Raw genomic sequence first — 26,947 nt, 5'->3', positions numbered from 1 at the left:
GGTCTAGCCTTCCTTGCGAACGCAAGCGGTCGCGAAAATCTGGGGGTGAACGACAGCGCCTGTCGCCCGCCGGCCGCGCGGGCCGTTGAGGCCCAACAGGCGGCGCGCCTTGAACCCGGCCTTCAGCCAAGGCTCCGCCGGCGACTGTCGAATGCCCTTCACGTCGATGAAGGTGACGTCGCCATGCCCCGACAAGGTGTGGAAACCATCGGCGAACCCTTCGATCAGGTCGCCCGCCTCGAACCGCTTCACGACCGAGGCCGAAAAGGTTTCCGGCGTCAGGGCGTCGATCCGCAACAGATTGATCGCCGCGCCATAGGTCTCTGCGCAGTCCTGAACCGGCAGATGCAGGGCGCCGCCGTAGACGAAGGCCGAACCGCCCGGCCGCGAGGTCTGAAAGCCGCTGATCACCGGATTTCCGGAATGCGCCGTCCAGGGTCCGCTCAGGCTGTCGGCCCAGGCGACATGCAGTTCGCGCATGGCCCGATCGTCGGGTCCCGGCAAGGCGTGGAACATCCACCACCGGCCGTCGTGCTTCACCACCGTCGCGTCGATCGCCGCCGCATCGCCGACGCGCGCGACCGCTTCCCACTGATCCGGGAAACGCACGCAACGATAAAGGATCAGCCCGCCGCTCTTGTAGCCCTCGGGCAGCATGTAGAGTTCGCCGCCGTCTTCGATCAAAGTCGGATAGGACAGGTGCCAGGGCTCGGTCAGCGCGACGCCCAGGCCCACAAGTCGGTCGTCGGCGTCGTACTGGCGATAATGAATCTCGCCGCGACGCACGTGATAGTCGAACGCCTCGACGAAGACGGTCAGCACCCCATCGCGCGTGATCCCGAACGGGTCCGCCACATAGGCTTGCGGCCCGCAGTCCGGCAGCCACGTCACCTCGTCCGCATACGGGGCATGGTCAACGAAACTGCTTAAGGGACGGCGGATGAAGCCCGAGCGCCAGATATCGAACATGACGAAGCCCTAGCCGACCGAAAAGGCCGGGGCCGTCGTGCCGTCGTATCCTGCAAACGCGCGCATCTGGATCCTGCCCGTCGCCGTGACACGGCGCCTTCATGACAGGGACGCCGCCGACCGGCCCTTGCCTCAGAAAAATCGTCACGGCATGGAGGGTCATGGCCTGCCTTGGCCGAACGAGAGGATTTCGCCCGTTTGACCGCGCCCGTCGCGCATCCCTTGGTCGCCGCCTATCTGGAGCAGCGCGAAGACCTGGCCAGGTTTTGCCGGGCGCGGCTGGGCGGTGCGTCGGGCGATGTCGACGACGTGCTGCAGGACGTCTACCTCAAGGTCTCGGCGCTGGATCCCGACCCGCCGCCCGACAACCCGCGCGCCTTCCTTTTCCGCCTGACCTCCAATCTGCTGATGGACCGCTGGCGTTCCAGCCAGCGGGCGGCCAACCGCGACACACAGTGGCGACAGATCAATCACGAGGTGGGCGCGGCGGAAGATCTGGACGCCAGCCCCTCCGCCGAGGCGGTCGTGGCGGGCCGCGAGCGGCTGGCCCGGCTGGTCGCCGCGCTCGACACCCTGCCGCCTAAGACCCAGACTGTCTTTCGCCTGCACAAGTTCGACGGCGTCAGCTACGCCGACATCGCCGCCCAACTGGGCGTTTCGCGCAGTTCCGTCGAGAAACACATGATGGACGCCCTGCGCGTTCTGGCTCGAAAGGTTCAGCCATGACCGCCGGCGATCCGCGACCTTGCCAGGCTTATTGTGGAGGCGCCCCCCTGTCGGCGGCGTCAGTCTATCAGGAGGTCCGTCACGCGACGGGCGTCCGGGCTGGGATGGCATGAGCGCAGAGACCGACATCGAGGAGAAGGCGCTGCACTGGTTCGTCACCCTGCGTGACGAGAAGGCGCCCGAATCCGCCTGGCTCGATTTCCAGTCCTGGCTGGAGGCCTCGCCCGACCATGCGCGCGCCTATGACGCTGCCGAACGGCTCTGGATCGATCTGGATGCAGCGGATACGGCGGCGATCAGCGCACCGCCCGTCATAGACCTGTCGGCCGCCCGCGAACGCCGCGCCCGCCGTCGCTCGCCATGGCTGGGCGCAGGCCTCGGCATCGCCGCCAGCGTGACGCTCGCGGTCGGCCTGTGGCTGTGGATGACGCCGGACGGCCAGACCTACGCCACCACAGACGCCCCGCTTTCAGTCGCCCTGGAGGACGGCTCGCACGTCTATCTGAACCGCCACTCCCGGCTAGACGTCCGCTTCGACGACGACAGGCGATCGGTGTCGCTTGCCGAGGGCGAGGCGGCCTTCGACATCGCCCACGACCCGGCCCATCCCTTCGTGGTCGCGGCCGGCGATCGTCAGGTCCAGGTGCTGGGCACCGCCTTCAACGTGTTGAACCACGGCGACAATTTCGCCGTGGCGGTTCAGCGTGGCGTCGTCGCCGTGACGCCGGCCAACGCGCTGCAGCCCGTGCGCCTGACCGCCGGCCAGACCCTGGAACAAAGGGGTCGTGCGACGCCGCGCATGAGCAGCGTCTCGCCGGATCGCGCCTCCGCCTGGCGCAGCGGCGTGCTGGTCTATCGCGACCGCCCGCTGAGCGATGTGGCCGACGATCTTTCGCGTTATCTAGACAAGCCCGTCGTGCTATCGACGCCCACACAGGCGCTGCGTTTCACCGGCGCCCTGCGTGTAGGCGACGAGGCCGTGATGTTGCAGCAGCTCCAGGATTTCGCACCCGTTCGCGTCGAGGCCTCGACGTCCGAAGTCCGCATAAGCGCGCGTGGCGCCCGCTGAGGCCAGGCGGCCTCCAAACTCCGGCCATTACCGGTCACGCGCCGCCGCCCTGATACCCAGCCTTGGGCTGCTTTTGACGACGGCCCTGTCGGCGCCGGCGCAGGCGGCTGAACCGCGAACGCTGGATTTCTACGTCCCCCGCCAATCCGTCGATGGCGCCCTGCTCGACCTTGCGCTTCAGGCGCGCGTGTCGCTCGGCGGCAGTCTGAGCGCCTGCGCTGGAACCAGCCCGGCGATCCAGGGGCGTATGTCGCTGGATGCGGCCTTGATCCGCATCCTGGCGGCATCGGGATGTCGCCATGTCATCCGGGCCGACGGCGCGGTGATCATCAGCCGTGCGCCGTCCCGCGCCTCGTCGCCCCCGGCTTTGCCGCCAATGCGAAGCCAAGCGCCTCGCGTCGCGCCGACCGAAGACGTGGCCCAGGTCAGCGAAGTCATCGTCACCGCCCCCCGCCGGCCGGAGTTGATCCAGGACTCGTCGTCAGCCATGACCGCCGTCGCCTCCGAACGGATCGGCAGATCGGGCGTCACGGGCATGCAGGGGCTGGACAGCCTGGTGTCCGGCATGACGGTGACCAACCTCGGTCCCGGCCGAAACAAGATTCTGCTGCGCGGCATCTCCGACGGCGTCTTCACCGGCCTGACCCAATCGACCGTCGGCCTGTACCTGGACTTGACCCCGGTCACCTACAGCGCGCCCGACCCGGACCTGAAACTGATCGACATCGACCGGGTCGAGGTGCTGCGCGGCCCGCAGGGAACGCTGTATGGGACCGGCCCCATCGGCGGTGTCGTCCGCATCGTCACGCGCGCGCCCGAGTTCGGTCAGGAAGAGCTGTCCGTCGCCCTCACCCGCTCCCACACCAGGGGCGGGGGCGCGAACTCCGACTATTCGCTGATCGCCAACCTGCCACTGGCGGGGGATCGCGCGGCGATCCGCGCGGCCATCTATGGCGAGACCTACAGCGGCTATATCAACGACGTCGAACTGAATCTGCGTCGGGTCAACGACGGCACACGGCGCGGCGGACGGGTGTCGGCGGCGCTGGAGATCGCCCCCGGCTGGACCGCGAGGGCGGGCGTCGTCCACCAGTCGATCGCGACCGAGGACACCCACTACGTATATCGCGGCCTGGGTCCGCTGCGGCGTGCGAACCTGGTGCGCGAACCTCATCAGAACCGCTTCGATCAGGCTTCGTTGACGCTGGAAGGCCGGGGCGCCTGGGGCCGACTGAACGCCTCGGTGGCGGTAGTCGAACATGGCTTCAACAGCCGATACGACGCCTCCAGCGCCCTGCGTCGCTTCGGCTCGCTCTGGCGGGTCGGTGCCCTGGACGAGAACAAGGACATCCAACTGCTCGTCGCCGAGGCCAACTTCGCTTCGCCCGACGTCGGCCGGTGGCGCTGGCTGGCCGGCGGCCTGGTGTCGTCCAGCACCACCCGCACCAATCCCGTCCTGTCCGCCCTGCGTCCCGAGCCGCTGGCGATCTATTCCGAGACGCGCCGTGACGGCCTGGACGAAGCCGCCGTCTATGGCGAGGCGTCGGTGGACCTGTCGCAAAAACTGACCTTGACCGCCGGCGCACGCTATTACGCCCTAGACTACGAGACGACCTCCGACGTGCGCCAAGGTTCGCGGACACGCCCCTTCGACGGACGAGGTATGTCCTCCGGCCTGACACCAAAGATCGCTCTGGCTTGGCAGCCCAGCGAACGTCTGAACCTTTCGGCCCAGATCAGCCAGGGTCACCGTGCCGGGGGCTTCAACACCGCAGGCGTCATCGGACAGGACTTCAGCGGACTGGCGGATTCGCCGGCCCGCGAATACCAGCCGGACTCGCTGTGGAACCTGGAGTTCGGCGCCAAATACCGTTCGCCCGATGGACGCGCCCGGGTGCGTGCCGCGGTCTATGCGGCGCGCTGGCGCGATGTGCAGAGCGATCAGTTTTTGCCGAGCGGACTGGCCTATGTCGTCAACGTCGGCGACGGCGCCGATCTGGGGTTCGAGATCGAGGCGAACTGGAAACCGACGGAGACGCTGGAACTGTTCGCCAACGGCCTGGTCGCCGACCCCCGCATCACCGACCCCAGCGATCAGTTCGATTCCCGGCGCGGCGCCGGTCTGCCCGGCGTGCCCAAGACTTCGGCCAACCTGGGCTTCACCTGGCGTCGGCCGCTGGGGGATCGCCTGCACCTGCTCGCCGACGGCGGCCTGTCCTACGTCGGCTCATCGCGCCTGACCTTCGACGGGCGCCAACAGCACCGCATGGGCGACTATGGCACGGGCCGTTTCGCCCTGGGCGTGGAGGCCTCGCCTTGGATCGCAACCCTGTTCATCGACAATCTGTTCGATACCGAGGCCAATACCTTCGCCTACAGCGACCCCTTCCGCCTGCCCGACGCCCAGGCGGTCACCCCCCTGCGGCCCCGCACCATTGGCCTGACGTTGAGGTGGGCGCCGCATTAGTCGCTCGTCAGGGCCGCACCATGCGCGCGGTGCGACCGACGCCTCGGTGATCTGTTGATTGTTGACAAGCGCAAGGGTCACGAGCCTGATTGCGCATGGTGTTTCACAAAGGTCTCATGGCGGTTGTCGGACTTGTCACGTTCGGCCTGCCCTTCAATGCGTTCGGCCAGTCGCCGTCACGCGACAGCCAAAGCCTCGATCAGGCCTATGCCATCGTCGATTTCCAGACCCCGCGCTCGGGTCGCGAGATCGGGCAATCCCTGCAACGACATCTGCAAGGCCAAGGTCTCCGTGTCGTCTTCCGCGAATACCCCATCAGACCTATTCCCCGCACACCCGGTCGGTTCACCCTCGTCGATCCAACAGCGCGCAGCGATTTCGGGCTGGAGGGGCCGACGACCCGAGCGCCCGCCGGCTGGCTGAGCCCGGTGCGAACGATCGTCTGCAACGGCGCAAGCTGGCGCGCGGACGTCATCCAGCGCCTTCGCCCCTCGATCGAGCAGCGTTACACGCTTTGCCTTTTCCCCTATCGCGACGGTCGGGTCCAAGGGCATCACCTGGACATCTACGCCACAACCATCCTTCAAGCCGATCCGAATGCGGCCGTCGAACCTCTAGTCGGGGTCGAAACACCCGAAGGCTTCATGCAAGGCGCCGTTCAGGCGGTCGAGCGGCTGACGCGGAAACAGGGCGTTTGGGTCGAACATCGCAAATCAAACCGCGACCGCCCCTTCACACAGGGTGACGACGCCCTTTCCGCCGAGACACACTGACGCAAACGCAATCGCGCCCCCGATCGCAAGATCGGGGGCGCGAAGGGATGGCTCAGGTTCGGATCAGAACTTGACGCTGAACCGCCCAAAGATGCGGTTGTCGCGATACTCGTCCTTGTAAAGGCCGGTGTAGCCCATCTCGAAGGCGGTGCGCTCGGTCGCCTGGATGTTGAAGGCCAGACCGCCCGAGATCACGTCGTCACCGGGATTGGCTCCGTCGATCAGGAAGCGCGGACCGTCTGCGAAGGCGGCGTCGAACACCGGCCCGTCACCGTTCAGGTCGTGGGTATAGGCCAGGTGCGTCACAGCGGACAGGCGCGGCCGCCCCTCGCCGCCCGCGAGGGCGGTGCGGGTGCGGAAGCCGGCGGTCAGAAGATCGGCCTTCTGCGTCACCTTGCCCGACAGGGCGGCGTCGCCGCCCGTTTCTACGACGTTGGCGTCGTATTCGACGTGGCTGTAGGCGCCGTAGGGTTCGAAGACCGTGCCGCCGACCGCGCGGCTCCACGCCACCTCGCCATAGGCCTGCCAGACGTTGCCGTCATAGTCGCCGACCAGAGCGTTGCTGAAGGCGTTCAACTGAGCCGTGCGATCCGTGCGAACGTCGGCGTTCGCCCACGACCCGCCGACGCGGATCTGGAAGTCGCCGACGCCCGCGCCGCCATAGACGCCGATCTGCTCGCTGTTGACCCGACCCGTCGAACGCAGACGCAGCGAGCGCAGCTCCGAGCGGGTCTCGCCCAGCGCCACGCCGATGTGCATCTCGTTCGACAGCGCCTTTTCAGCCCCGACCAGATAGCCCGATCCCTCGCTACGGAACCCGGCGAGACCATCGTGGGCCGAGCCGCGACCATTGCCATAGACGCCGCTGCCCCAGACCGAGACACCGTTGCCCGCGTAAGTCGCGGCGCCGCCCTGGCCACGACCGCGATCGGACATGGCCTCGCGAATAGAACGGGTGTCCGACACGGCCAGACCGCCCAGCGAGGCATGAACTTCGCCGGTCAGGCTGCCTAGGGCGCCCTGCACAGCCGGCACGCTGGCGTCCAGAAGGGCGTTCTCCAGCGAAAGGTCGCGGGTTCCGGTCGAGGTGTTGTTGATCATGACGTCCAGCGCGCCGCCGACAGAGGCCCGGTTCGGATTGCCGCCCAGCGACGTCACGGTCACGTCGTTGCGCCGCACCGTCAGCACCACTCCATTCGTCGAATAGGTCAGCACCGGCGCCAGGAAGGCCAGATCGCTCTGCGCCCCGCTGAACGTGCCCGTCACCGCCCCGGTCGAGTTGATGATGTTCATCCGCGTGCGCAGGTTCCACTCGCCGTTGTCGGCCTTCAGTATGACCTGCCCGCCGTCGATGCGGGTCGTGCCGCCCACGTTCAGCCGCGAATAGGCCGCGCCGTTCACGCTGGACCGGATCCACAGGAAGGAGCCGGGCTTGAAGTTCAGATTGCCGGCGACCGTCAGGGTCCCGAACGGATTGACGCCGTCGCCGGGCGAAACCACCCCGCCGCTTTCCGCCGTCAGGTTCGCCAACCGGCCGGTGCCGCCGATCATGCCGACGCCGCCGACCGTGGCGTTGGAGCGCAGCAGACTGCCGTTTACGGTCAGCAGGCCGCCCTCGACCCGCGTCGGGCCGCTATAGTCATTGGCGCCGGACAGGATCAGTTGGCCGCCGCCCTTCTTCACCAGACCGCCGATATCGTTGCCGAAGTTCGCTCGGACTTCAGCCGAGTAACGATCACGCGCATCGCCGATATTGTTGCTCCAGATATCCACCGTGCCCACCGCAACGGTGACGTCGCGCGTGTCGCGCAGGGCGGTCGGTCCGCGCAGCGCCACATCCATCTGCGGCGCGCCCCAACCGGAGCGCAGATCGACGCCGGGCGTATCCAGATCCCTTGAACTCGACACCAGAATGTCAGAGACCAGGGCCGTGGAATATTCCGGGAAGTTCTCCATCAGCAGGGCCGCAAAGCCCGAGATGTTCGGCGCCGCCATCGAGGTGCCGGTATAGGCCGCGTAACCTGCGCCGGTATAGTTGATGTACTGGTTCAGTATGCGCTGAAGCTCGTCGTTGGCGTACTGCAGCACCGCGCCCGAGAAGGCCGGCGTCAGGAGCGCCATATTGTTGGTCGAGGTCAGAAGCCCCGCCAAGACGGATGTGAAGCTGTCCGGATCACCGAGTCGCGCACCCGAAACCAGAGTGATGGCGGCCGCCTGACGTCCGACTTCGCGGCGCCACGCGTCCTCATTATAGGTGGGTCCACCGGCGGCGCGGGCGTTCAGATAAGCGTTCAGAACGCCGATGAACTGGTTCACCGACGCGGTCTGCAGGGCCGATACCGTGGTCGCCGAATACAGGCCCGCATAGTTGGCGCGGGGATACAGGGCCAGGATGCCAGCCCGGTCCATCGTATAGGCAGGAACGGACGACACGACCGCAGACCCCGGTCCGGCGACACACCACGTCGCCGTTTGTCCGCAGAAGCTGGTCGAGGGATCGGCGGCGGTGAAGCTGGAATAGTTGGCGACCGACAGCCAGTTGGAGCGCAGGCGCGGGTCGGACAGCGGCGCCGCCGCGTCAATGCTGGCGTGGACCCCAAAGCCGTTGCCGGCCGAGAAGACGACCAGCACGTCCTTGTCCAGCACCGGCTTGTAGTAGTCGCCGTAGTTGCGATTGAACGACGCCAACACCGTAGGCAGCGAAGCGTTGAACGGCAGGGTCGTCGAACTGCCCCAGCTGTTGTTGATGATCCGCACCTGGCCGGTATTGGCCAGATCGACGATGTTCTGGTTCTGGGTGGCGACGATCTTGCCGTCGATGATCGCGTCCTTGTACCAAAGGAAGTCCCCCGCCGCGAAGTTGGCGGTTGCGGCATAGAGCTTGGCGCCAAAGGCGTTGCCGAACATCGGTTGACCCGCGACGCGGTCGCCGGCGATGGTGCCTGCGACGTGGGTGCCGTGGCCCTCCCACCGTCGACGCGGATTGATCATCCCGTCGTTGCCATATCCGGCGACGGCCTCCGTGCGCAGCCCCGTCACCTTGCCGGCCGATCCAAACAGCGGGTGAGCCATGTAGACGCCCGCGTCATTGACGCCGACGGTCTGTCCCCGCCCGGTCAGACCCATGGCGTAGGCGTGCTCCAGGCCCAGGAAGGCTTTGGAATAGTCCACTGCGAATTGCGTGTTCGTGCGCCAGGACGTTATCGCAGTCTGATAGTTGGTCGTCCGCGTTCCATTGGCCATGTAGAAGCCGCCGGCCGGAGGCGTAGGCGCGGGTGCGGTTTGCGCCGTCGCAGCCGACGCCGTCCCCAGCATGATCGCAACGCCCGCCGTTGCGGCCAAGAGACCGCTTTTGAAATTGAAAGCCACGATATTCCCCCTGCGGCTTTTCGCCGACATTTGGTTGCGACCCTACGGCGCAACTTAGACTTACAATTCGGACGTGTTCTGCACTCTCGTCAACCACATTCCCGCCACAAAACACTCCGGAGGGCCGTTTTTTTGGGGGTGATGCATCAATCCCCACAGCCTCGATCAGCAGAGCGATCTCCGCCCGCATCCGGCGCTAGGCCCTTCCACTTCATTGTCGAGTTCGCGCCGGGGCGTTAAGGGGCGCATGCCGCCAGCGACCTTTACCCGCCATCAGCTGACCTTGAGGTTCGACGACTGCTGCCTCGACTTCGGTAGGGACGGGCCGGACGACTTTCGCCTGTCGGACCTGACGACCGTCAGCATCCGGATCAGCACGACGATCCGGCCCTCCAGCGCGGCGCGCGAGACGGCCGGCCGTCAGTGAAGCGAAGGTCCTCGCTTGGAAGTCGAAGTCGAGAACCTGTTCGACGCCGACCCGAAGCTCCCCTCGGCGACGGCCGTCCGGCGCCCGGCTACGATCGAAACGCGCAAGCCCTCTTGGGCCGAATAGTGCGTGTCAGCGGCAGCCTCCGCTTTTGAGGAACCCCGCCTTAGCGTTCTCGATCAGCATCCATCATTGATCCCCGGAGTGGATGGCCACCGGGCCGCAAGCACGGGCAAGACGATCAGGGTCAGCAGCGTGGCCGCAGTCAGCCCGCCGATGACCACGGTGGCCAGCGGCTTTTGCACCTCGGCCCCCGCGCCTGCGGCAAACGCCATGGGCACGAAGCCCAGCACTGCGACCAGGGCGGTCGTCAGCACGGCGCGCAGGCGGCTGACGGCGCCTTGAAGCGCGGCCTCGACCGGCGGATCGCCCTCGGTCAGTCGCTGTCGGATGGCCTGCATCAGAACCAGGCCGTTCAGGGTGGCCACGCCCGACACGGCGATGAAGCCGACCGCCGCGCTGATAGACAGCGGCATGCCGCGCAGCGCCAGCGCGAGGGCGCCGCCGACCAGGGCCAGCGGGACGCCGGCGAACACCAGGGCCGCGTCCTTCCATGATTGCAGCGCCAGCACGAGCAGCAGGCCGATGGTCAGGAAGACGATGGGCACAATCAGGGCCAAGCGGGCCGAGGCCCGCTGAAGGTTCTCGAACTGGCCGCCCCAGTCGATCCAGCCGGACGGCGGCGGCTGGACCTGTTCGGCGACCTTGCCTTGAGCCTCGGCGACGAAGCCGCCCAGGTCGCGGCCGCGGACGTTGGCCTGGACGATCATGCGGCGCTTGCCGTCAGCGCGGCTGATCTGGTTCGGCCCCTCGGCCACGTCGAAGCGGGCGACCGAGGACAGGGGCACGGTCGGGGCGCCGGCCTGGGCGTTCTCGGGCATGACCGGCAGCTGCTCCATGACGGTGGGATCGGCGCGCAGGGCGTCGTCCAGCCGCACCACCACATCGAACCGCCGGTCGCCTTCGCTGATCTGACCGGCGGCGCGACCGGCGAAGGCGATGGCCAGGGCGTCGGCCGCGTCGGACGCATGGACGCCCTGGGCCGCCGCCACAGTGCGATCGACGCTGGCGGTGATGGTCGGCTGGCCTGAGACCTGTTCGACCCGCACGTCCGCGGCGCCTTCTATCCCGTTCAGGACGACGGCGACCTGCTGCGCCGTGCGGTCCATGGCGGCGAAATCGTCACCATAGATCATGACCGCCACGTCCGACCGGACCCCGGCGATCAGCTCGTTGAACCGCATCTCGATGGGCTGGGTGAACTCGTAGTTGTTGCCCAACAGGGTCGATAGTCGCACCTCCATGTCCGCCACCAGATCGGCCTTTGCCAAGCCCGGCTCGGGCCATTCGCTGCGGTCCTTCAGGATGACGAAGGTGTCCGAGATCGACGGCGGCATGGGGTCCGACGCAACCTCGGCCGTGCCGGTGCGGGTGAAGACCCGCTCGACCTGCGGCATGGCCTTCAGCGTCCGCTCGACCTGGAACTGCATCGCCTGGCTCTGTTCCAATGAGGTCGAGGGCACGCGCAGGGCCTGGACCAGCACGTCGCCCTCGTCCAGTTGCGGCACGAACTCGCGGCCCAGGGTCAGGAAGGCGATCAGGCCGGCGAGAAGCGTAAGGCCGGCGCCGGTCATCACCAGGCGAGGCCGGGCGATGGCGCGCTCCAGCAGCGGGGCGTATCGGGCCTTGGCGGCGCGGGTGAGCCGGGTCTCCTCATGATCCGCCTTGGGTTCCCTGACCAGCAGGGCGGCCATGGCGGGCACGAAGATGAAGCTGAGGACGAAGGCGGCGGCCAGGGCCAGCATGACGGTGGCGGCCATCGGCCCGAACATCTTGCCCTCCACCCCCTCGAACATCAGCAGGGGCGCATAGACCAGGAGGATGATCGCCTGGCCAAAGGCGGCCGGACGCGCCATCTCGCGCGCCGATGCGGCGGCGACCGACAACCGTTCGGCGACGGTCAGGGGACGCCCAGCCTCCGTGCGCTTCAGACCCAGACGGCGCAGGGTGTTCTCGATCACCACCACGGCGCCGTCGACGATGAGACCGAAGTCCAGCGCGCCCAGGCTCAGCAGATTGGCGCTGATGCCGAACCGGTTCATGGCCGAGGCGGCGAACAGGAAGCTGAGCGGAATGACTAGGGCGGTGATGATCGCCGCCCGCACATTGCCCAGGGCGAAGAACAGCACGGCGACGACCAGCAGGGCGCCGAGCAGCAGGTTGTGCTCCACCGTGCGGATGGTCGCCTCGACCAGTTCCGTCCGGCCCAGTTCGGGCCGCAGACGAACGCCGGGCGGCAGGCTGGGGGTGATCTCTTGGAGGCGGGCGCCAACGCGGCGGGCCACCTCGCGCGAGTTCTCGCCCTGCAGCATCAGTGCCGTTCCCACCACGGTCTCTCGGCCGTCGGCGCTGGCGGAGCCCAGGCGTGGGGCGCGACCGATCTCGACCGTCGCCACGTCCGACACGCGGATCACCTGGCCGCCCCGGTTCAGGATCGGCGTCTGGGCCAGATCTTTCAGGCTTTTCAGACGGGCGTCGGCGCGCACGATATAGGCCTCGCCCGCGCGGTTGACGTAGCCCGCGCCGGCGATGCGGTTGGCGTGCTCCAGCGCCTCGACCAGTTGCACCAGGCCGACGCCATAGGCGGCCAGGCGGCTGGGGTCGGGATGGACCGCATACTCCTTCACATAGCCCCCCAGCACGTCCACGCCAGCGACGCCGGGGACGGTCTTGAGCTGGGGCGCGACGATCCAGTCCTGGACGGTGCGCAGATAGGTGGCCTTCTCCTGGTCGGTGACCAGCCGCTCGCCCTCGGGCGTGAAATAGACGGCCCCGGGCCGGGCCGCCGGGCCCGTCAGCTCCAGCGTCCAGATATAGACCTCGCCCAGGCCGGTCACGACCGGTCCCATCGAGGGCGAGAGGCCCTCGGGCAGGTCTGCACGCGCGCCCTGCAGCCGTTCGTTGACCAGGTTGCGGGCGAAATAGATGTCGGTCGCGTCGGTGAAGACGGCGGTGATCTGCGAGAAGCCATGGCGCGACAGGGACCGCGTCTCGGTCAGGCCCGGCAGGCCCGCCAGCGCGGTCTCCAGCGGGAAGGTGACCTGGCTTTCGACCTCCTCCGGTCCCAGCGCCGGGGCGACGGTGGTGATCTGCACCTGCCGATTGGTGATGTCGGGCACGGCGTCGATGGGCAGATGCAACAGCTCGCGCCCGCCCAGTATGGCCAGCACCACGGCCAGTCCGACGACCAGCCAGCGGAAACGCACGGAGGCGTCGATGATCCGGTTCAGCATGATCAGTGTCCGTGCTCGGCTTCGCCCTTGGCCAGTTCGGCCTTGAGCAGGAAGGCGCCGGCGCCGGCGATGCGTTCGGACCCGGTCAGGCCCGACACGATCTCGATCCGACCGTCGGAGGTCCGCCCGGTCACGACCGGCCGCGCGCGGAACCCGCCGCCCTCCTGCACGAAGACGGACGGCGTTCCCTCAATGGTCTGGACGGCGTCCAGGGGCACGACGGGCGTTCCCGTCCCGACGCCGGTCGAGACGCGGGCCGACACGACGGACCCCGCCGGCGGGGTTTCGCCGGACGGATGGGCGCGAACGATGACAACGCCGTTCGCATTGGCCGGCGCGATGGCGATGACGACGCCCGACACGACGCGCGATCCGGCGATCGTGCTGTCCAGCGTGTCTCCGACTTTCAGGATCGCAGCCGCCGCAGGCGGGGCCTCGAACATCAGCTCGACGCGCCCGGGATTGGCGATTGCTGCGACCTGCAACGCCTCTTCGTGCAGCACCTGGCCGGGTGCGGCGCTCAGGCGGGTGACGACGCCGGCGATGGGGCTGCGCACCACCGTCAGCCCGTCCGACCCGGGCGCGCCGAAGGCGCCGACGCGGGCGCGGGCGGCGCGGTGCTGCGCTTCCGCACGACGGGTCTCGGCCGCGGTGACGTCCAATCGCGCCTGCGAAACCCAGCCCTGTTCGAACAGGGTGCGGTCGCGACGTTCGGCGGCGCGAGCTGCCTCGACCGTCGCACCGGCCGCGTCCGCGTCGGCGCGTGAGGCGGCGCCGTCCGGGCTTCGTACGGTGATCAGCGGCGAACCGGCCGCCACGCGATCGCCCAGGCCGACATGAACGCGCACCACGGCGCCGCCCAGAGGGGCGTCCACGGCGGCCTCGGCGCCGGGCGCGAAGACCACGCGGCCCGGCAGCTTCAGTTCGGCCCCGCCGCCCTGCTGCACAGCGGTGACGGAGACGCCGGCCCGCGCCGCCTCCTGGGGCGTCAGGGCGACGAAGGCCTCTTCGCCGGTTTCTTCGGCGTGGCCCGCCTCGGCATGTTCGGCCTCGGCTGGAGGACAGTCCAGAATGCGGGCGGCGCCGAAGCCCGCGCCCAGGGCGATGACGACGGCGGCGCCGGTCATCAGCCAGTGTTTCTTCAAGGTCATGATCGATCCTCGCCCGGCGCACGGCCGGGCCCAGAGTTCAGGACGCGCGGCGTCTCCGCCACGCGCAGGGCTCAGGAAGGGCCGGACGCCAGGTCCTGCCGAGGATCAGATCCTGGGCGGCCGCTCGGGACCGTCAGGCCGCCCGAGTGAGAAGGCGACGCTGTCGCTCCACGCCTGGGGCTGGCCGAAAACCGCGACGAAACGCGGCGTCGCCATGTCGTTGGACACGGCCGAATGCGGCGCATGGCAGCAGCCGTCGGCGCAGGCCGGGCCGCAGTCAGGGCACTGGGCGTCTTCGCCGGCCCCCGCATCGACGATCTCGACGCTGGTGGGCGCCTCCGTCTCGCAGGCATGGCTTTCGAAGGCGGGCATGGCGAACGCCAACGTCAGCAGCAGGGTGCTGACGAAGCCAAGTCGACGGACCATTTCCCGCAAAGATTTGAGCATTGCAGATGCGCTTATCACCCTTGGCCCTCAAAGTCCTCGCTGGAAAAGGCAGCGCTTCCCAGTCGAAGGAACGATCTGCAAGACCATGCGAAAAGGCGTCGATCCGCTGTCCTGCGGATCGACGCCTCATCGTGGGTCGATCAGAACCGCTTGGTCAGTTGCACGCCGTAGGTGCGCGGTTCGTTGACGAAGGCGGTCAGGTTGTTGAAGTCGATGCCGCCGATCACATTCTCTTCGTCGGTGATGTTGCGGACATAGGCGGCCGCCTCGATGCCGCGGTTCAGGTCGCGCCAGCCCGCACGCAGGCCGCCTTCGAACGCCGTGTCCTGCATGAACTCGACCGATTCATAGAGGAACAGGTTGAAGTCCTTCTGCATGACCCAGTCGGTCGAGGCGAACAGCTCGGTGTCGTTGCCCAGCGACCGGACATAGTTCAGCGTCACGTTGGCGGTGTATTCCGGCGCCTGCGGGAAGGGGTTGCCGTCGATGTTGGCGCGACGGGTCGTGCCCACGGTGACGATCGGATCGGTGACGGTGCAGTTGGCGCCGCAGATGGCCACCAGCAGATCGCTGTCCTTGATCTCGGTGTGGTTCCAGGCGGCGCCGGCCGACAGGCTGAAGCCCGCGCCCAGATCGATGTCGCCGTCCAGTTCCAGGCCGTAACCCTCGCCCTTATCGGCGTTGATCAGGCGGTTGGAGTTGTCCGCGCCGCCGATGGCGGTGAACTGCATGTCGCTGACTTCATAGACATAGGCCGTCGCGTTGAAACGCGCGCGGCCGTCCAGCAGGCGAGCCTTCAGCCCAGTCTCGTAGGACATGACCGTCTCGGAGTCGGCCGTCGTCAGGACCGGCAGGTTGCGGCCCTGGATCGACGGACCGCGATAACCCTTGGCCGCGCGGGCGAACAGATTGAGGCTGTCGTTGACCTCATACAGGGCGCTGACGTCCCAGCTGACCTGTTCGTCGCCGACGGAGACAGCGCCCGTGCCGCCGGCGCCCGTCCCCAACACGATGCGCCCGTTGTAGTCGCGGTTGTCGTCGGTGTAGCGGACGCCCGCCGTCACCTTCAGAGTGTCGGTCAACTTGTAGCTGCCCTGACCGAACACCGACCACGAGTCCGACTTCTGCACGATGTCGGTTACGCGCGTCGGCTGAAGGCCGCCGACGCCGTTGAACGTGCCCGAAACCAGGTTGATCCGCTCGTCCCAATAGAAGGCCCCGACCTGCCAGCCGATGCGTCCGTCGCCGTTCGAGGCCAGGCGCAGCTCATAGGTGTTCTGCAACAGGTCGCTGGAGAGGGTGCCGGTCTCGGAGTTGAACGGCGTCTTGTAAGGGGCGGTCGCCGGGGCCGAAGCCACGCCGCCGTCGATGTCGCCGTCACCCTGAGACCAGCCCTGGTACGAGCCGACGATGCCGGTCAGGGTGGCGGGGCCGAAATCATAGGCGACCTGCAGCGACTGCGAGGTCGTCTTCTGCTTCTGGAAGTTGTTGCGGCCGCCGTCGTAATAGACGGTGTCGCGGTCGAAATTGCCGTTCAGTTCGTTCGAGCCCTTGGTCAGGGCGTTGGCGCGGTTCATCGTGCCCGTGCCGTCATAGTCGCGAGCCTGAAGGGTCAGCAGGGTCGACAGACGATCGGTCGGGGTCCAGGCGACGTGGACGCGCGCGGCCAGATCAGTGAAGCCGCCCAGATCATCCTTGTCCGCATTGGCGAAGGACGGGTTGAAGGCGTTGTTCACCCAGTCGTCGCGGTGGTTCCACAGGATGGCGCCGCGCACCTGAAGCGTGTCCGATGCCGGCAGGGTGACGGCGGCCTCGGCCCGGGTCGAACCCAGGTTGCCGTAGGTCAGCGAGCCGAAGCCGGTGAAGTCATCCGACGGTTTGACGGTGTCGATCTTGACCACGCCGGCCGGCGTGTTGCGGCCGAACAGGGTGCCTTGCGGACCGCGCAGAACTTCCAGCTGCTGCACGTCGAACAGGGGGAAGCCCTTCAGATAGACGCTTTCCAGCACGACATTGTCCAGCACGACCGAAACCGGCTGCGAGGCGGTGAAGTCGAAATCCACATTGCCCAGGCCGCGGATGTAGAAGCGCGGGGCGTAACGGCCGTTCGAGCTTTCGACCTGAAGGCTTGGCACGCGCGCCGACAGCGACAGGATGTCGGCGCCGCCGGCCGAAACGTCCTGCAGGGTCTGGGTGTTCAGGGCGGTGACGGCGAACGGCACCTCGCGGATGTTCTCGCTGCGGCGCTGGGCGGTGACGACGATGTCGTCGACGCCGGCGGGTTCGGCGGCGGTGTCCGTCGTCTGGGCGAGAACCGAGCCGGCGCTCAGCAGGGCGATGCCGCTGACGGTGGCGGCCAGAAGGGCTTGGCGAAGCATGGGCGAGATTTCCTTGGCGACAGGGAGGAGGACGTGTCGCGCGACGCCGTAGAGCTTCGCAACGACAGCCGCCAGTGCAGAGCGCGCCTGTTTCTTGAACCTTTGAAGACGCAGCCACACCCGTGTGACAATCTGTCCTTCGGCGGCGTGTGCAGCGCCGGCCGGCATTGTGCCGCGAGGGGCGAAATGCGATGTTGAAAGGGTGCGTGAGTCCGCTCCGCACGCCCTCCCAGACATCGTTTGGATAGCGTATGCCCCTCGTCACGCCCTCCCGTCGCCGGCTCCTGCAACTCGCCGGGGCGACGGCGTTCGCGCCAGGGCTGACCGGGATGAAACGGGCGGATGTGATCGGCCGCGTGCTGGCCGTATCCGACATGCATTCGGCCTATGAGCGGACCGCCCAGTTGCTGGCCGCCTTCGAAACCGAAGTCCGCTCCAACCCCGTCCCCCATGTCATCGCCATCGACGGCGACATTTTCGAGCACGGCAATGTCGTCGCCGTGCGGTCGGGCGGCGTGGTGGACTGGGCCTTCCTGGCGGCCTTGCCGGCGATCGCGCCGACGGTGTTCAACCTGGGCAATCACGACAACGACCTGACCCCCGACCTGGCCCAGGTCGTCGCCCGGATGAAGAGCCTGGGCGTTCATGTCGTCAGCACCATCGGCGATACGCGCACGGGCGCCGGCTATGCAGACCCGTCCACGACCCTGCCGTTCGGTCGTCGTTCACTGCGGGTCGTGGGCCTGGCGACCAATTCGCTGACTACCTACCCCAAGGCCTCGCGCGACCAACTGTCGATCCCGGCCGCCGCCGACTGGGCCAGCGCCAATCTGGCCGATAACCTGGCCGGCGCGGATCTGGTCATGGTGATGAGCCACGCCGGGGTGGCCGCCGACCGGGACATCCTGCCGCTATTGCCGGACGGCAGCCTGATGATTGGCGGCCATAACCACCTGCTGTTTCAGCATCGCCAGGGCCGCAGCGCCTATATCCACACAGGCGCCTGGACCGCTGCCTATACGGTGGCCGAGTTCATGTCGGACGGCTCGGTCACGGCCAGATCCCACGCGGTCGCGCTGGACGCCCCCGCCTCTCCCGTGCTGGCGGACCTCATCGCCGCGACCCTGGCCGCCGACCTGACCGACGAGGAGCGGACCATCCTGGGGACCAGCCCTCGCGCCCTGTCGTTGGGCGACACCGGACGGCGCGTCGCAGCCGGCCTGGCCCAGGCGGCCAATGCCGAAGCCGGCTTCATCGGCCACACCACCTTGGGCACGGGCGTCCCCGCCGGCCCGGTCAGCCACTACGTCTTCGATTCCGTCGTTCGCTTCGACGGCAAGCTGATGGTCACGTCCATCTCGCGCGCGCAGTTCGACGGCTTCATGGCCCGCGCCAACCAGGACCGCCCGATGTCCCTGGCCGACCGCAGCGGCGACTTCCTCTACGCCTCAGGCGTTTCGCCGAAAGCCGATCCAGTCCGCATTTGCACGACCGACTGGTGCGCGACGAACCAGCGGGAGTATTTCGGAACAACCGGCATGATTTTCGAAGAGCGGTCAGATCTTAAGGTCAAGCATTTAGCCGCAGAGGCTCTGCTGGACAGTTAAAAGGGCGCGCATCCGCTCGGGCTTAAGCCCTTTTGGGATCGTTAGACTGGAGGGGTGCGTAAACGCGGCGGATCAGGCTCATGGCGCGACCTGCGTCTGCGTTTCGATCTCCACCATCACCACGTCGTGGACTCGCATTGCCACGTCCATTTGACCTCGCCCATCTGCGCCGACCGTCAAGACACGAGTTTCCGGCTCGTCCTGCGTCAACGCCTGTAGCTCGCCTAGCTGGGCGTCGCTGAGCGCCGCCGGCGATCCCATTTCCAGATAGGCCGTGTAGGCGTCATTGGCCTTGAACCCGACGCGGCGGACGCTGGCGGTGTGAACGCCGGGGCGCAGGCCCCCCACTTCGATCCGCAAGGGCGCCGCAGCGGCCGGCTCGCGCACCTGACGGAAGAAGGGCCGGTTGCTGATCGGCTGATCCGGCAGTTCATAGCGCCAGGCCAGCACCTGAACCGTGTCCCCCTTCAGCGCTGCGATGCTCTGGGCGTCGCCGGTCGCCAGCTCGCGGTCGCCCAGGCTGTTCAGATATTTGTAGGCGAAGAAGGTCGGCTTGCGGATCCCTTGCGGATTCATCAGGCCGAACCCGCCGTCGAACGGCTTGGTCTGCGGCCCCGGCTCCTCGAACAGGTCGCTGAAGGCCCAGTAGCTCATGCCCTGAACCAGGCCCTCGCTCTCGCGCAGCTTGGTCAGGATGTAGGAGGCGCCGAAATAGTCGTCGTGGATCGGGTCGCGCGGATTATAGCTGGTGCTCCATTCGGTGAAGAACAGCGGCAGGCCCGGCCGGGTCGAGGCCTCGATCTCGCCCCTCACCTTGCGCACGTCGCTGACCACGGCGTCGGGCGCGCGCGACAGCTTGTTGTCGCCCTCCCCCTTCTCGTCCAGGAAGCCGCCCTCGACCCCATAGGTATGGGTGGTGACGAAATCGACCGGCAGCTGATGCTGGTCGGCATAGGCCAGGAACTCGGGCACCCAGGCCGCGCCGGCGGTCGACGGCCCGCCCACTCGAAGCGTCGGATCCACAGCCTTGATGGCCCGAACCGTACGTCCGTAATAGTCGAAATAGGCCGCCTGATCGGCCCGTTCCCAGAAGCCGTCCAGATTCGGCTCGTTCCAGAACTCGAAATACCAGGACCGCACCTCCTCTGCGCCGTAGCGGTCGATCAGATGACGCACGAAGGCGTCGATCAGCCCGGTCCATTTCTCGGGCTGCGGATGGGAGGTGTTGCCCTTCCAGTAGAAGATGGTCTGGTCCGAGGTCTTCATCGCATCCGGCGTGAAGCCCAGCTCGATGAAGGGCTTGATCCCGATGCCCAGGAAGCGGTCGTACAGTTGATCGACCCGGGTCCAGTCATAGACCGGCCGGCCGTCCACCTCGCGATAGACGCCCATGTCGTCGTGGAAGATGTCGTGGAAACGAATGTATCGGAACCCCAGTTCGTCGCGCACCGTTTTCAACTGGGCCAGCGCCTCCTCGCGGATCGTCGTGCCCGGATAGTCGGCGCCCACCGAGAACTCGGCCATTCTGTCGCGCGGCGTCCCCGGTGCGGCCGCGTCGATCACCAGCGACCTCACCATCGGCCGATCTTGGGCGTTTGCAGCACTGGCTAGCCCGCCCAGACCAATCACCGCCGCCATTACAAGCCCGCCCAGCGCCGCCTTCCGCATCACTTCCACCCATGATCATGTTTTCATCATTGGTAGCGCTATCATAGTTGCGCCACAAGCAGGATCGATCTGCTGCCGCATGCGGCTCGACGTTCCGGAGACGCGCGCCAGAAAGCCGTACACCAGGTTCGCGACGCCATGTCCCCGTGCGCCAGGAAAGACGGAATGATGGGTTGGCGGTTCTGTCAGTCTAACGCTAACTCGTCTCCGCTTCAGGGCCGCTTCAGGGGCTGATCGGAGCTCGCATGTCGTGCAGCCGCTATCGCTTCACCGCAGCGGTGATCCGCCAAACCGTATGGCTCTACTTACGCTTCAGCCTCAGCCTTCTTGACGTTGAAGAGTTGATGGCAGCTCCAAATTACGGGTGAACAGCCCGAACCTTCATCGCCAGGATTTCGCGGGTGCGGCGGGTGATGCCGTAGAGCATGCCGGGCTGGGTCTCGTCCCAGTCGACTGCCTGTCCCTCGGCCTCGATGCCCAGCGTCTCGACGTGATCCAGCACGCCGCCGCCCATCGGGAGGGCCACGACGTAAAGCTCGGGCAGATCGTGGCCGGTCAGATACAGCCGCCCATCCGGCCCCCAGCCGCCGCCGGAGATGCTCATCGGCGCGATCCGCTCCAGGATCGAGGGCGGCAGGGCCCACCCCTCAAGCCGGCGCCACTCGTCGTCGAAACGGACCAAAGTGGTGTGGCGATGATCGCGCGGCGCCTCGCCGCCCCGCCCGTCATAGTTGGCGAACATGGCCCACCATGATCCCTCGTGACGATCAACCCAGGTGATCGAGCCGGTTCCCAGGCCTAGCGACAAGCTGCGCTTGTGGTGCAGATTGATCGGATCGAACACCTCGACCGTGCTGACGTGCGGCGTGGCGGGAAAGTTTGAGCTGGCGCAGACCAGTTCGGCCGCGATCACATTGCACGAGTTGATGTGCGGAAACCGCGCGCGGTCGCCGGTCCATTCCGCCTGTTTCTCGCCGCTGGCCTTGTCATAGCGAACGAGGGACCAGTTCGAAACCGCATAGACGGCGTCCGGCCCCACCGCCACGCCCTGGCGCGCGTCCGACGCATAGCGCCGCAGGGTCTCGGCCCTCCCCGCCAGAACGACCGGCGCAGGCGCGGCGTGTTCCACAGGCGCCGGCGCCGCCTGGACGGCCGACAGCATCAGGGCGGACAGGCTAGAGACGGACATGGCGGACCTTTCGAAGGCGAGAGCGGCGGCCCCCCTGAAGGAAGCGACCGTTCGAATCGGGATCAGAAGCTGGCCGACAGACCGACCCAGTAGGTCCGGCCATAGTTGGCCGATTCCTGCAGATAGGTGCGGCCCGGTCCGGTCACTTCGCGACGGCCGGAGTTCGACAGGTTCTGACCCTCGGCGAAGACGGTGACGCCGTTGGCGAACCGCCAGCTGACCGAGGCGTCATAGGAATGGCGGCCCTTCCAGTACTGGTCGGCATTGGGGATGGTGTCGTTGATCGTCTCCAGGAAACCGCCGATATAATTGTGCGATACCCGCGCCTCAATCGGCCCGCGCTGGTACCAGATCGACTCGTTTGTCGTGGTCGAGGGCTGCTGGAACAGACCCGTGTGACGCTTGCCCGCTGTGGTCAGGAAGGTGAACTCGGTGTCCAGGAAGGTGGCGTTGGCGCTGACGCCGAACCCGTCGAACGGCGCCGGCAGCATGGTCAGGGCCTGCTGGAACGCGACCTCGACGCCGCGGATCTTGGCCGTCTCGGCGTTCGTAGGCGTCGAGACGATCACCGCCTCAACGCCCCGGCCCACGTCCAGGTTCTGGACCGAGTTGAGGGTGAAGATCTCGTTGGCGATGTCCTTGGTGAACAGGGCGACCGACATCAGGCCGTCAGTCGGGTAATATTCGAAGGACAGGTCCAGCCCTTCGCTCTCGCGCGCCTTCAGGCCGGGGTTGCCGCGTGACAGCGTCGCCTGAGACCCGTCGAAACTGACGTTCTCGCTGGCCGCCAGCGAGCCGAAGTCGGGCCGGCCGATGGTGTTGGTCCAGGCGGCCCGCACCACCACGTCGTCGCGTACGTCCCAACGCAGGTGAAGGCTGGGCAGCCAGTTGTCGTAGTCGCCGCTGTTCGACACCGGCGTCAAAGTCGTTCCCGTGGCGCGCACGGCGTCCGAACCTACCTCGGTGCTCTCGTAGCGAAGTCCGCCCAGAAGGGTCAGGTCGCCCATCCGATAGCTGGCCTGGGCGTAGCCTGCGAAGACGTCCTCGTTGACGTCATAGTCCCCGGTCGGCGCGGCGGTTGTCGCGACGAAGTTGGCGACGTTGGCCTCATAAAAATCTTCGGCCGTCGCCACGTCGATGCGCGGGGTCAGGCGATACTGCCCCTCAATCAGCTTGTCCGGTCCCGGCCGATCAACCTGATCCAGCGTGTAGATGAAGCCGGTTCTGGCGGTGTAATCCGTGCGGCTGGAGGTATAGCTGCGGTCGCTGGAGCGCAGCACGGCGCCGAACTTCGCCTTCAGATTCCGCGTGTCGCCGCCGTCGTCGAAGGCGAGGTTGAACCGGGCCTGGGTGGTGTTCTCGTCGGTCTCGACCAGCGAGACGCGGCGTTGCTGAAGATTGAACAGGGCCGGATTGCTGAAGGCCGTCGGGTTGGTCGGCGTGAAGACCGGGAAGAAGTCCGACGTGTCGTAGCTGAAGCCGAAGTTGGCGTTCGACGCCGTGCGGAACTCCATCGAGGTGTTCGGCGTCTCCAGCCCGGCCTGCGAATAGACCAGGTCGCCGTCAAGTCGCCATTGCGGCGTGGCGTCCCAGCGGAAGGCGGTGCGGCCCAGGCCGATCTCACGGCGAGTGATCGGCTGGTTCAGGCCGACGATGTTGCGGCCCGTGGCGAAGCTGCCCGAGGTGCGCGTCTGGTTGGTCACGTTTCCGGTCGGCTCGGTGCGGAACTCGATGCGTTCCTCGTCGTCTTCCATACGGGCGTACAGCGCAGACGCCTCCCAGCGGAAGTCCACGTTCGGCCGCCACTCCAGCTTGCCGTTCACGCCCGAGCGCTGCTTGGTGTTGTTGTACCAGAACAGACGCAACTGGGTCGGCACCTGGATGCCGTTGCCGGTCGCCGCGCCTGAGTTCACCGGCGCGCCGGCCGGGGTGTATTCGCGGATCGAGGGGGCGGCGGCCTCTACTTGGGGAATGTCGTAGTCGAGCTGTTCGTGCGAGGCGCCGATCACCACGCCCCATTCGTCGGCCGCGCCGAACCGGCGACCGGCGGCGAAGGACAGGCGATAGGACGGATCGTCATTGCGCACGTCGCCGTGCTGCTCGTAGACGCCATAGGAGGCCATGCCGTTGAAGAAGGGCCTGGAGGCGTCGAAGGCGCTGCGGGTGGCGATGTTGATGACGCCGCCGATGGCGTTGCCGTCGTTCTCGGGCGTCACCGTCTTGATGACCTCGACCCGGCCGGCCATGACCGAAGGCACAATATCCATCGGCACGGTGCGCGCGCTCTCATCCACCGAACCGACGAAGGCGCCGTCGATGGTCGTGCGGTTATAGGTCGAGGCCAGACCGCGCAGGATCGGCCAGCGTGGCTCGCCCTGGTCCTCCATGACCGACACGCCCGGAATGCGACGCAGGGCGGCGGCGGTGTTGTGATCGGGCAGTTTGCCGATGTCGTCCGCCGACACCGCGTCCATGACCTCGAACTCGGCGCGTTTGACGGCGATGGCGGCGCGCTGGGCCTCGCGCTGGCCGGTCACGACGATCTCGTCGACCTCGGCGGCCTGATCTGTTTCCTGTGCCCGCGCCGAGGCGGCGAAGGCGGCCGTGGCCAGGGCTGTGGTGGCGAGAAGCAGCGGCCCATAGGCCCGCCGTGCGATCTTGATGGTCATGGCATCCCCCGATGTCGATCAGACGACCGCGCCCTAAGGCGAGCCGATGACGCTCGGATCACTCTTCGACGGCGCCTGGACGAACTCTTGGTGACGCGGGCGTTGCGGATCGGTCGTCACGCGGAGCAATCAACGCGGGGTGGTTAGAGCTTGAGGTGCAAAATGTTGGGATGCGGAAAACAGCAGCGCCCAACTGTCTCTCGGTGGCCCCCGACGCTTCTGTGAATGCCGCTTAGGCTCGAAGCGCCCTGCCCCTGCTTGCTTACCTTGGTCTGCAAGGCGCCTTGGCCGATCACGGAGAGCGGCAACCCAGCGGTGCTGTCAGTCTAACGCTAACTTGTCTCCACTTCAGACCGCCTAATGGCCTGATCGGAGATCGCATTTCGTGAAGCCACTCTCGTTTAAGCGCCATCGCTTTCCAGCGGCGGTGATCCGGCAGGCCGTGTGGCTCTACTTTCGCTTCAGCCTCAGCCTTCGCGACGTCGAAGAGCTGATGACCGCACGCGGAATCGACGTCAGCTACGAGACGATCCGTTGTTGGACGATCAAGTTTGGACCTCAGATTGCACGACGGCTGAAGAAGCTTCGCCCCTCCCCTTCTCCCCGCTGGCATCTCGATGAGGGCGTTTGCTCAATCGGGGGAAAGCGGATGTTCCTATGGCGCGCGGTCGATGATGAAGGCGAGGTGCTGGAAGTTGTTGTCCAGCGACGGCGGGACACCGACGCGGCCTTGAAGCTGCTGCGGCGCTTGCTGCGTAACCAGCTTGTCGAGCCCGAGAAGATCGTCGGATCGTTTCCAAGCAATGAATTTCCCAGCGGGATGGGCCGCGCGAAGCGGAATGCCGATCGGCGCATTTCCAGACAAGACGCCGTGTGCGCCTAATGCGCACTGTCGCCTGAACCCTTCGAGGAGCCGAACATGGCGATGACCGTCGCAGACCTGCTGGCGAAGACCCTGGCCTCGGCCGGCGTGCGCCGAATATGGGGCGTTACGGGCGACAGCCTGAACGGGTTGAACGACAGCCTGCGCCGCTTCGACGACATCCAGTGGATGCATGTCCGCCACGAGGAGACGGCCGCCTTCGCTGCGGGCGCCGAGGCGGCGATCACCGGCGAACTGGCGGTCTGCGCCGGCAGCTGCGGGCCGGGAAACCTGCATCTGATCAACGGCCTGTTCGATTGTCATCGCAACCGGGTTCCGGTGCTGGCCATCGCCGCCCACATCCCCTCCTCCGAGATCGGCCTGGGCTATTTCCAGGAGACCCATCCGCAGGAGCTGTTCCGCGAATGCAGCGACTTCTGCGAACTGGTGTCCAATCCCGCCCAGATGCCGGGCGTCCTGGCGCGCGCCCTGAACACCGCCGTCGGCAAGGGCGGGGTGGCGGTGATTGTCCTGCCCGGCGACGTGGCCCTGGCCAAGGCGCCCGACGGCGCCTCGCCCGACTGGAGCCCGCCCGGCAAGCCGCGCATCAGCCCTGCGCTGGCCGATGTGGCGCGCGCGGCCGAACTGCTGAACGGCGCCGACAAGGTCACCATCCTGGCCGGCAGCGGCTGCGCCGGAGCCCACGATCAGGTCCTGGCTCTCGCCGAGGCGCTTCAGGCCCCCGTCGTCCATGCCCTACGCGGCAAGGAGCACGTCGAATGGGACAATCCCTATGACGTGGGCATGACCGGCCTGATCGGCTTCTCGTCCGGCTACCACGCCATGATGAACTGCGACGCCCTGGTCATGCTGGGCACCGACTTCCCCTATCGCAACTTCTATCCGTCGGACGCCAAGATCATTCAGATCGACCATGACCCGTCCAGCCTGGGCAAGCGCGCCCACCTGGCCCAGGGCGTGGTCGGGGACGTGGCCGAAACCGTCGCCGCCCTGCTGCCGCAGCTGAAGCCCGAGCGGTCTTCGCGCTTCCTTGACGCCGCGCGCAAACACTATGGCGAGGCGCGCGAAGGCCTGGATGATCTGGCGCGGGCGTCGGCGAAGGGGCGGCCCATCCATCCTCAGTATGTGGCCGAGGTGGTCAGCCGACTGGCCTCCGACGACGCCATCTTCACCGCCGACGTCGGCACCCCGACCGTCTGGGCGGCCCGCTATCTGAAGATGAACGGTCGGCGGCGGCTGCTGGGGTCGTTCAACCACGGCTCCATGGCCAATGCGATGCTCCAGGGCATCGGCGCCCAGGCGGCCGCGCCGGACCGTCAGGTGATCTCCCTGTCCGGCGACGGCGGCTTCACCATGATGATGGGCGACTTCATCAGCCTGTCGCAGCTGAATCTGCCGTTGAAGGTGGTGGTATTCAACAACGGCTCGCTGGGGTTTGTGGCCATGGAGATGAAGGCGGGCGGCTTTCTGGACACCGGCACGGACCTGAAGAACCCCGACTTCGCCGCCATGGCGACGGCCATGGGCGTCAAGGCCTTCCGCGTCGAGGAGTCCGACCAGCTTGAGGACGCCATCGCCCAAGCCCTGGCCCACCCCGGCCCCGCCCTGGTTGATGTCGTCACCGCCAGCCAGGAACTGGTCATCCCACCCAAGATCAAGCTGGAACAGGCCAAGGGCTTCAGCCTGTTCATGCTCAAGGCCATCATGAATGGCCGCGGCGACGAGGTCCTCGAACTGGCTCGCACCAACCTCTGAAGTCCGGACAGCAAAACACCGCCCCGCATCGCTGCGGGGCGGCGTCT

At 66.9% G+C, this 26,947-nt stretch carries 16 protein-coding genes and 1 pseudogene; 8 read left to right on the top strand and 9 right to left on the bottom strand.

Going from position 1 to position 26,947, the window contains the following annotated elements; all coding sequences use genetic code 11:
• Window positions 1-3: 3 nt before the first annotated feature.
• Window positions 4-969, bottom strand: a complete 966-nt coding sequence (locus ACP693_RS07025) for a glucosamine inositolphosphorylceramide transferase family protein (protein WP_426017894.1) — start codon at window positions 967-969, stop codon at window positions 4-6.
• 198 nt (window positions 970-1,167) lie between these two features.
• On the opposite strand from ACP693_RS07025, the gene ACP693_RS07020 reads away from it, so the two are divergent.
• From ACP693_RS07020 to ACP693_RS07005, 4 genes are all read left to right on the top strand, one after another.
• A complete protein-coding gene (locus tag ACP693_RS07020) occupies window positions 1,168-1,695 on the top strand; it encodes an RNA polymerase sigma factor (protein WP_426017897.1) in 528 nt (175 codons plus the stop codon).
• Window positions 1,696-1,804: 109 nt separating this feature from the next.
• Entirely contained in the window at window positions 1,805-2,764 is a 960-nt protein-coding gene (locus ACP693_RS07015) for a FecR family protein (protein ID WP_426017899.1), read from the top strand.
• A gap of 73 nt (window positions 2,765-2,837) precedes the next feature.
• Window positions 2,838-5,231: a TonB-dependent receptor domain-containing protein gene (locus ACP693_RS07010; protein ID WP_426017901.1), complete on the top strand. Its 2,394-nt coding sequence runs from the start codon at window positions 2,838-2,840 to the stop codon at window positions 5,229-5,231.
• 95 nt (window positions 5,232-5,326) lie between these two features.
• Window positions 5,327-6,004 (top strand): hypothetical protein, encoded by a 678-nt coding sequence (locus tag ACP693_RS07005; protein WP_426017903.1) that lies wholly within the window; start codon window positions 5,327-5,329, stop codon window positions 6,002-6,004.
• Between the two features lie 63 nt (window positions 6,005-6,067).
• Here the strand turns inward: ACP693_RS07005 and ACP693_RS07000 are convergent, their stop codons facing one another.
• Window positions 6,068-9,373, bottom strand: a complete 3,306-nt coding sequence (locus ACP693_RS07000; RefSeq protein WP_426017905.1) for a S8 family serine peptidase — start codon at window positions 9,371-9,373, stop codon at window positions 6,068-6,070.
• Window positions 9,374-9,620: 247 nt separating this feature from the next.
• On the opposite strand from ACP693_RS07000, the gene ACP693_RS06995 reads away from it, so the two are divergent.
• Entirely contained in the window at window positions 9,621-9,800 is a 180-nt protein-coding gene (locus ACP693_RS06995; protein ID WP_426017907.1) for a hypothetical protein, read from the top strand.
• 179 nt (window positions 9,801-9,979) lie between these two features.
• Here ACP693_RS06995 and ACP693_RS06990 read toward each other — a convergent pair whose 3' ends face one another.
• The 4 genes from ACP693_RS06990 to ACP693_RS06975 form a co-directional block, all read right to left on the bottom strand.
• Window positions 9,980-13,153, bottom strand: a complete 3,174-nt coding sequence (locus tag ACP693_RS06990; RefSeq protein ID WP_426017909.1) for an efflux RND transporter permease subunit — start codon at window positions 13,151-13,153, stop codon at window positions 9,980-9,982.
• A 2-nt stretch (window positions 13,154-13,155) separates the two neighbouring features.
• Window positions 13,156-14,304 (bottom strand): efflux RND transporter periplasmic adaptor subunit, encoded by a 1,149-nt coding sequence (locus ACP693_RS06985; RefSeq protein ID WP_426017911.1) that lies wholly within the window; start codon window positions 14,302-14,304, stop codon window positions 13,156-13,158.
• Window positions 14,305-14,409: 105 nt separating this feature from the next.
• Window positions 14,410-14,730 carry a hypothetical protein gene (locus tag ACP693_RS06980; RefSeq protein WP_426017913.1) on the bottom strand — a complete coding sequence of 107 codons (321 nt, stop codon included), beginning with the start codon at window positions 14,728-14,730 and terminating at the stop codon, window positions 14,410-14,412.
• 161 nt (window positions 14,731-14,891) lie between these two features.
• Complete coding sequence (locus ACP693_RS06975) at window positions 14,892-17,129, bottom strand: TonB-dependent receptor (RefSeq protein WP_426017915.1); 2,238 nt, start codon at window positions 17,127-17,129, stop codon at window positions 14,892-14,894.
• A 251-nt stretch (window positions 17,130-17,380) separates the two neighbouring features.
• On the opposite strand from ACP693_RS06975, the gene ACP693_RS06970 reads away from it, so the two are divergent.
• Window positions 17,381-18,736 carry a metallophosphoesterase gene (locus ACP693_RS06970; protein WP_426017917.1) on the top strand — a complete coding sequence of 452 codons (1,356 nt, stop codon included), beginning with the start codon at window positions 17,381-17,383 and terminating at the stop codon, window positions 18,734-18,736.
• A gap of 78 nt (window positions 18,737-18,814) precedes the next feature.
• On the opposite strand, the gene ACP693_RS06965 is transcribed toward ACP693_RS06970, so the two are convergent.
• The 3 genes from ACP693_RS06965 to ACP693_RS06955 form a co-directional block, all read right to left on the bottom strand.
• Window positions 18,815-20,404 carry a GH39 family glycosyl hydrolase gene (locus ACP693_RS06965; protein WP_426017918.1) on the bottom strand — a complete coding sequence of 530 codons (1,590 nt, stop codon included), beginning with the start codon at window positions 20,402-20,404 and terminating at the stop codon, window positions 18,815-18,817.
• A 358-nt stretch (window positions 20,405-20,762) separates the two neighbouring features.
• Window positions 20,763-21,593: a hypothetical protein gene (locus tag ACP693_RS06960; RefSeq protein ID WP_426017920.1), complete on the bottom strand. Its 831-nt coding sequence runs from the start codon at window positions 21,591-21,593 to the stop codon at window positions 20,763-20,765.
• A gap of 62 nt (window positions 21,594-21,655) precedes the next feature.
• Entirely contained in the window at window positions 21,656-24,262 is a 2,607-nt protein-coding gene (locus ACP693_RS06955; RefSeq protein WP_426017922.1) for a TonB-dependent receptor, read from the bottom strand.
• A 385-nt stretch (window positions 24,263-24,647) separates the two neighbouring features.
• Here ACP693_RS06955 and ACP693_RS06950 point away from each other — a divergent pair.
• Both ACP693_RS06950 and poxB read left to right on the top strand, forming a co-directional pair.
• Window positions 24,648-25,046: pseudogene (locus ACP693_RS06950) on the top strand (IS6 family transposase); the annotation flags it as partial.
• A gap of 135 nt (window positions 25,047-25,181) precedes the next feature.
• Window positions 25,182-26,900 carry a ubiquinone-dependent pyruvate dehydrogenase gene (gene poxB / locus ACP693_RS06945; protein ID WP_426017924.1) on the top strand — a complete coding sequence of 573 codons (1,719 nt, stop codon included), beginning with the start codon at window positions 25,182-25,184 and terminating at the stop codon, window positions 26,898-26,900.
• Window positions 26,901-26,947: the final 47 nt, after the last annotated feature.

It is taken from the genome of Brevundimonas sp. TWP1-3 (assembly GCF_049896085.1).
GTDB lineage: Bacteria > Pseudomonadota > Alphaproteobacteria > Caulobacterales > Caulobacteraceae > Brevundimonas.
Note: the sequence above shows the minus strand (reverse complement) of the source record. Positions and strands in the feature narration are given on the sequence as shown.

What these genes read in the sequence shown, in the direction of transcription:
- ACP693_RS06980 (WP_426017913.1), bottom strand. Translation starts at nt 14,730, where the DNA reads ATGGTCCGTCGACTTGGCTTCGTCAGCACCCTGCTGCTGACGTTGGCG.
- poxB (WP_426017924.1), top strand. Translation starts at nt 25,182, where the DNA reads ATGGCGATGACCGTCGCAGACCTGCTGGCGAAGACCCTGGCCTCGGCC.
- ACP693_RS06985 (WP_426017911.1), bottom strand. Translation starts at nt 14,304, where the DNA reads ATGACCTTGAAGAAACACTGGCTGATGACCGGCGCCGCCGTCGTCATC.
- ACP693_RS06965 (WP_426017918.1), bottom strand. Translation starts at nt 20,404, where the DNA reads ATGCGGAAGGCGGCGCTGGGCGGGCTTGTAATGGCGGCGGTGATTGGT.
- ACP693_RS07015 (WP_426017899.1), top strand. Translation starts at nt 1,805, where the DNA reads ATGAGCGCAGAGACCGACATCGAGGAGAAGGCGCTGCACTGGTTCGTC.
- ACP693_RS06970 (WP_426017917.1), top strand. Translation starts at nt 17,381, where the DNA reads ATGCCCCTCGTCACGCCCTCCCGTCGCCGGCTCCTGCAACTCGCCGGG.
- ACP693_RS06990 (WP_426017909.1), bottom strand. Translation starts at nt 13,153, where the DNA reads ATGCTGAACCGGATCATCGACGCCTCCGTGCGTTTCCGCTGGCTGGTC.
- ACP693_RS06955 (WP_426017922.1), bottom strand. Translation starts at nt 24,262, where the DNA reads ATGACCATCAAGATCGCACGGCGGGCCTATGGGCCGCTGCTTCTCGCC.
- ACP693_RS07005 (WP_426017903.1), top strand. Translation starts at nt 5,327, where the DNA reads ATGGTGTTTCACAAAGGTCTCATGGCGGTTGTCGGACTTGTCACGTTC.
- ACP693_RS06975 (WP_426017915.1), bottom strand. Translation starts at nt 17,129, where the DNA reads ATGCTTCGCCAAGCCCTTCTGGCCGCCACCGTCAGCGGCATCGCCCTG.
- ACP693_RS06960 (WP_426017920.1), bottom strand. Translation starts at nt 21,593, where the DNA reads ATGTCCGTCTCTAGCCTGTCCGCCCTGATGCTGTCGGCCGTCCAGGCG.
- ACP693_RS06995 (WP_426017907.1), top strand. Translation starts at nt 9,621, where the DNA reads ATGCCGCCAGCGACCTTTACCCGCCATCAGCTGACCTTGAGGTTCGAC.
- ACP693_RS07025 (WP_426017894.1), bottom strand. Translation starts at nt 969, where the DNA reads ATGTTCGATATCTGGCGCTCGGGCTTCATCCGCCGTCCCTTAAGCAGT.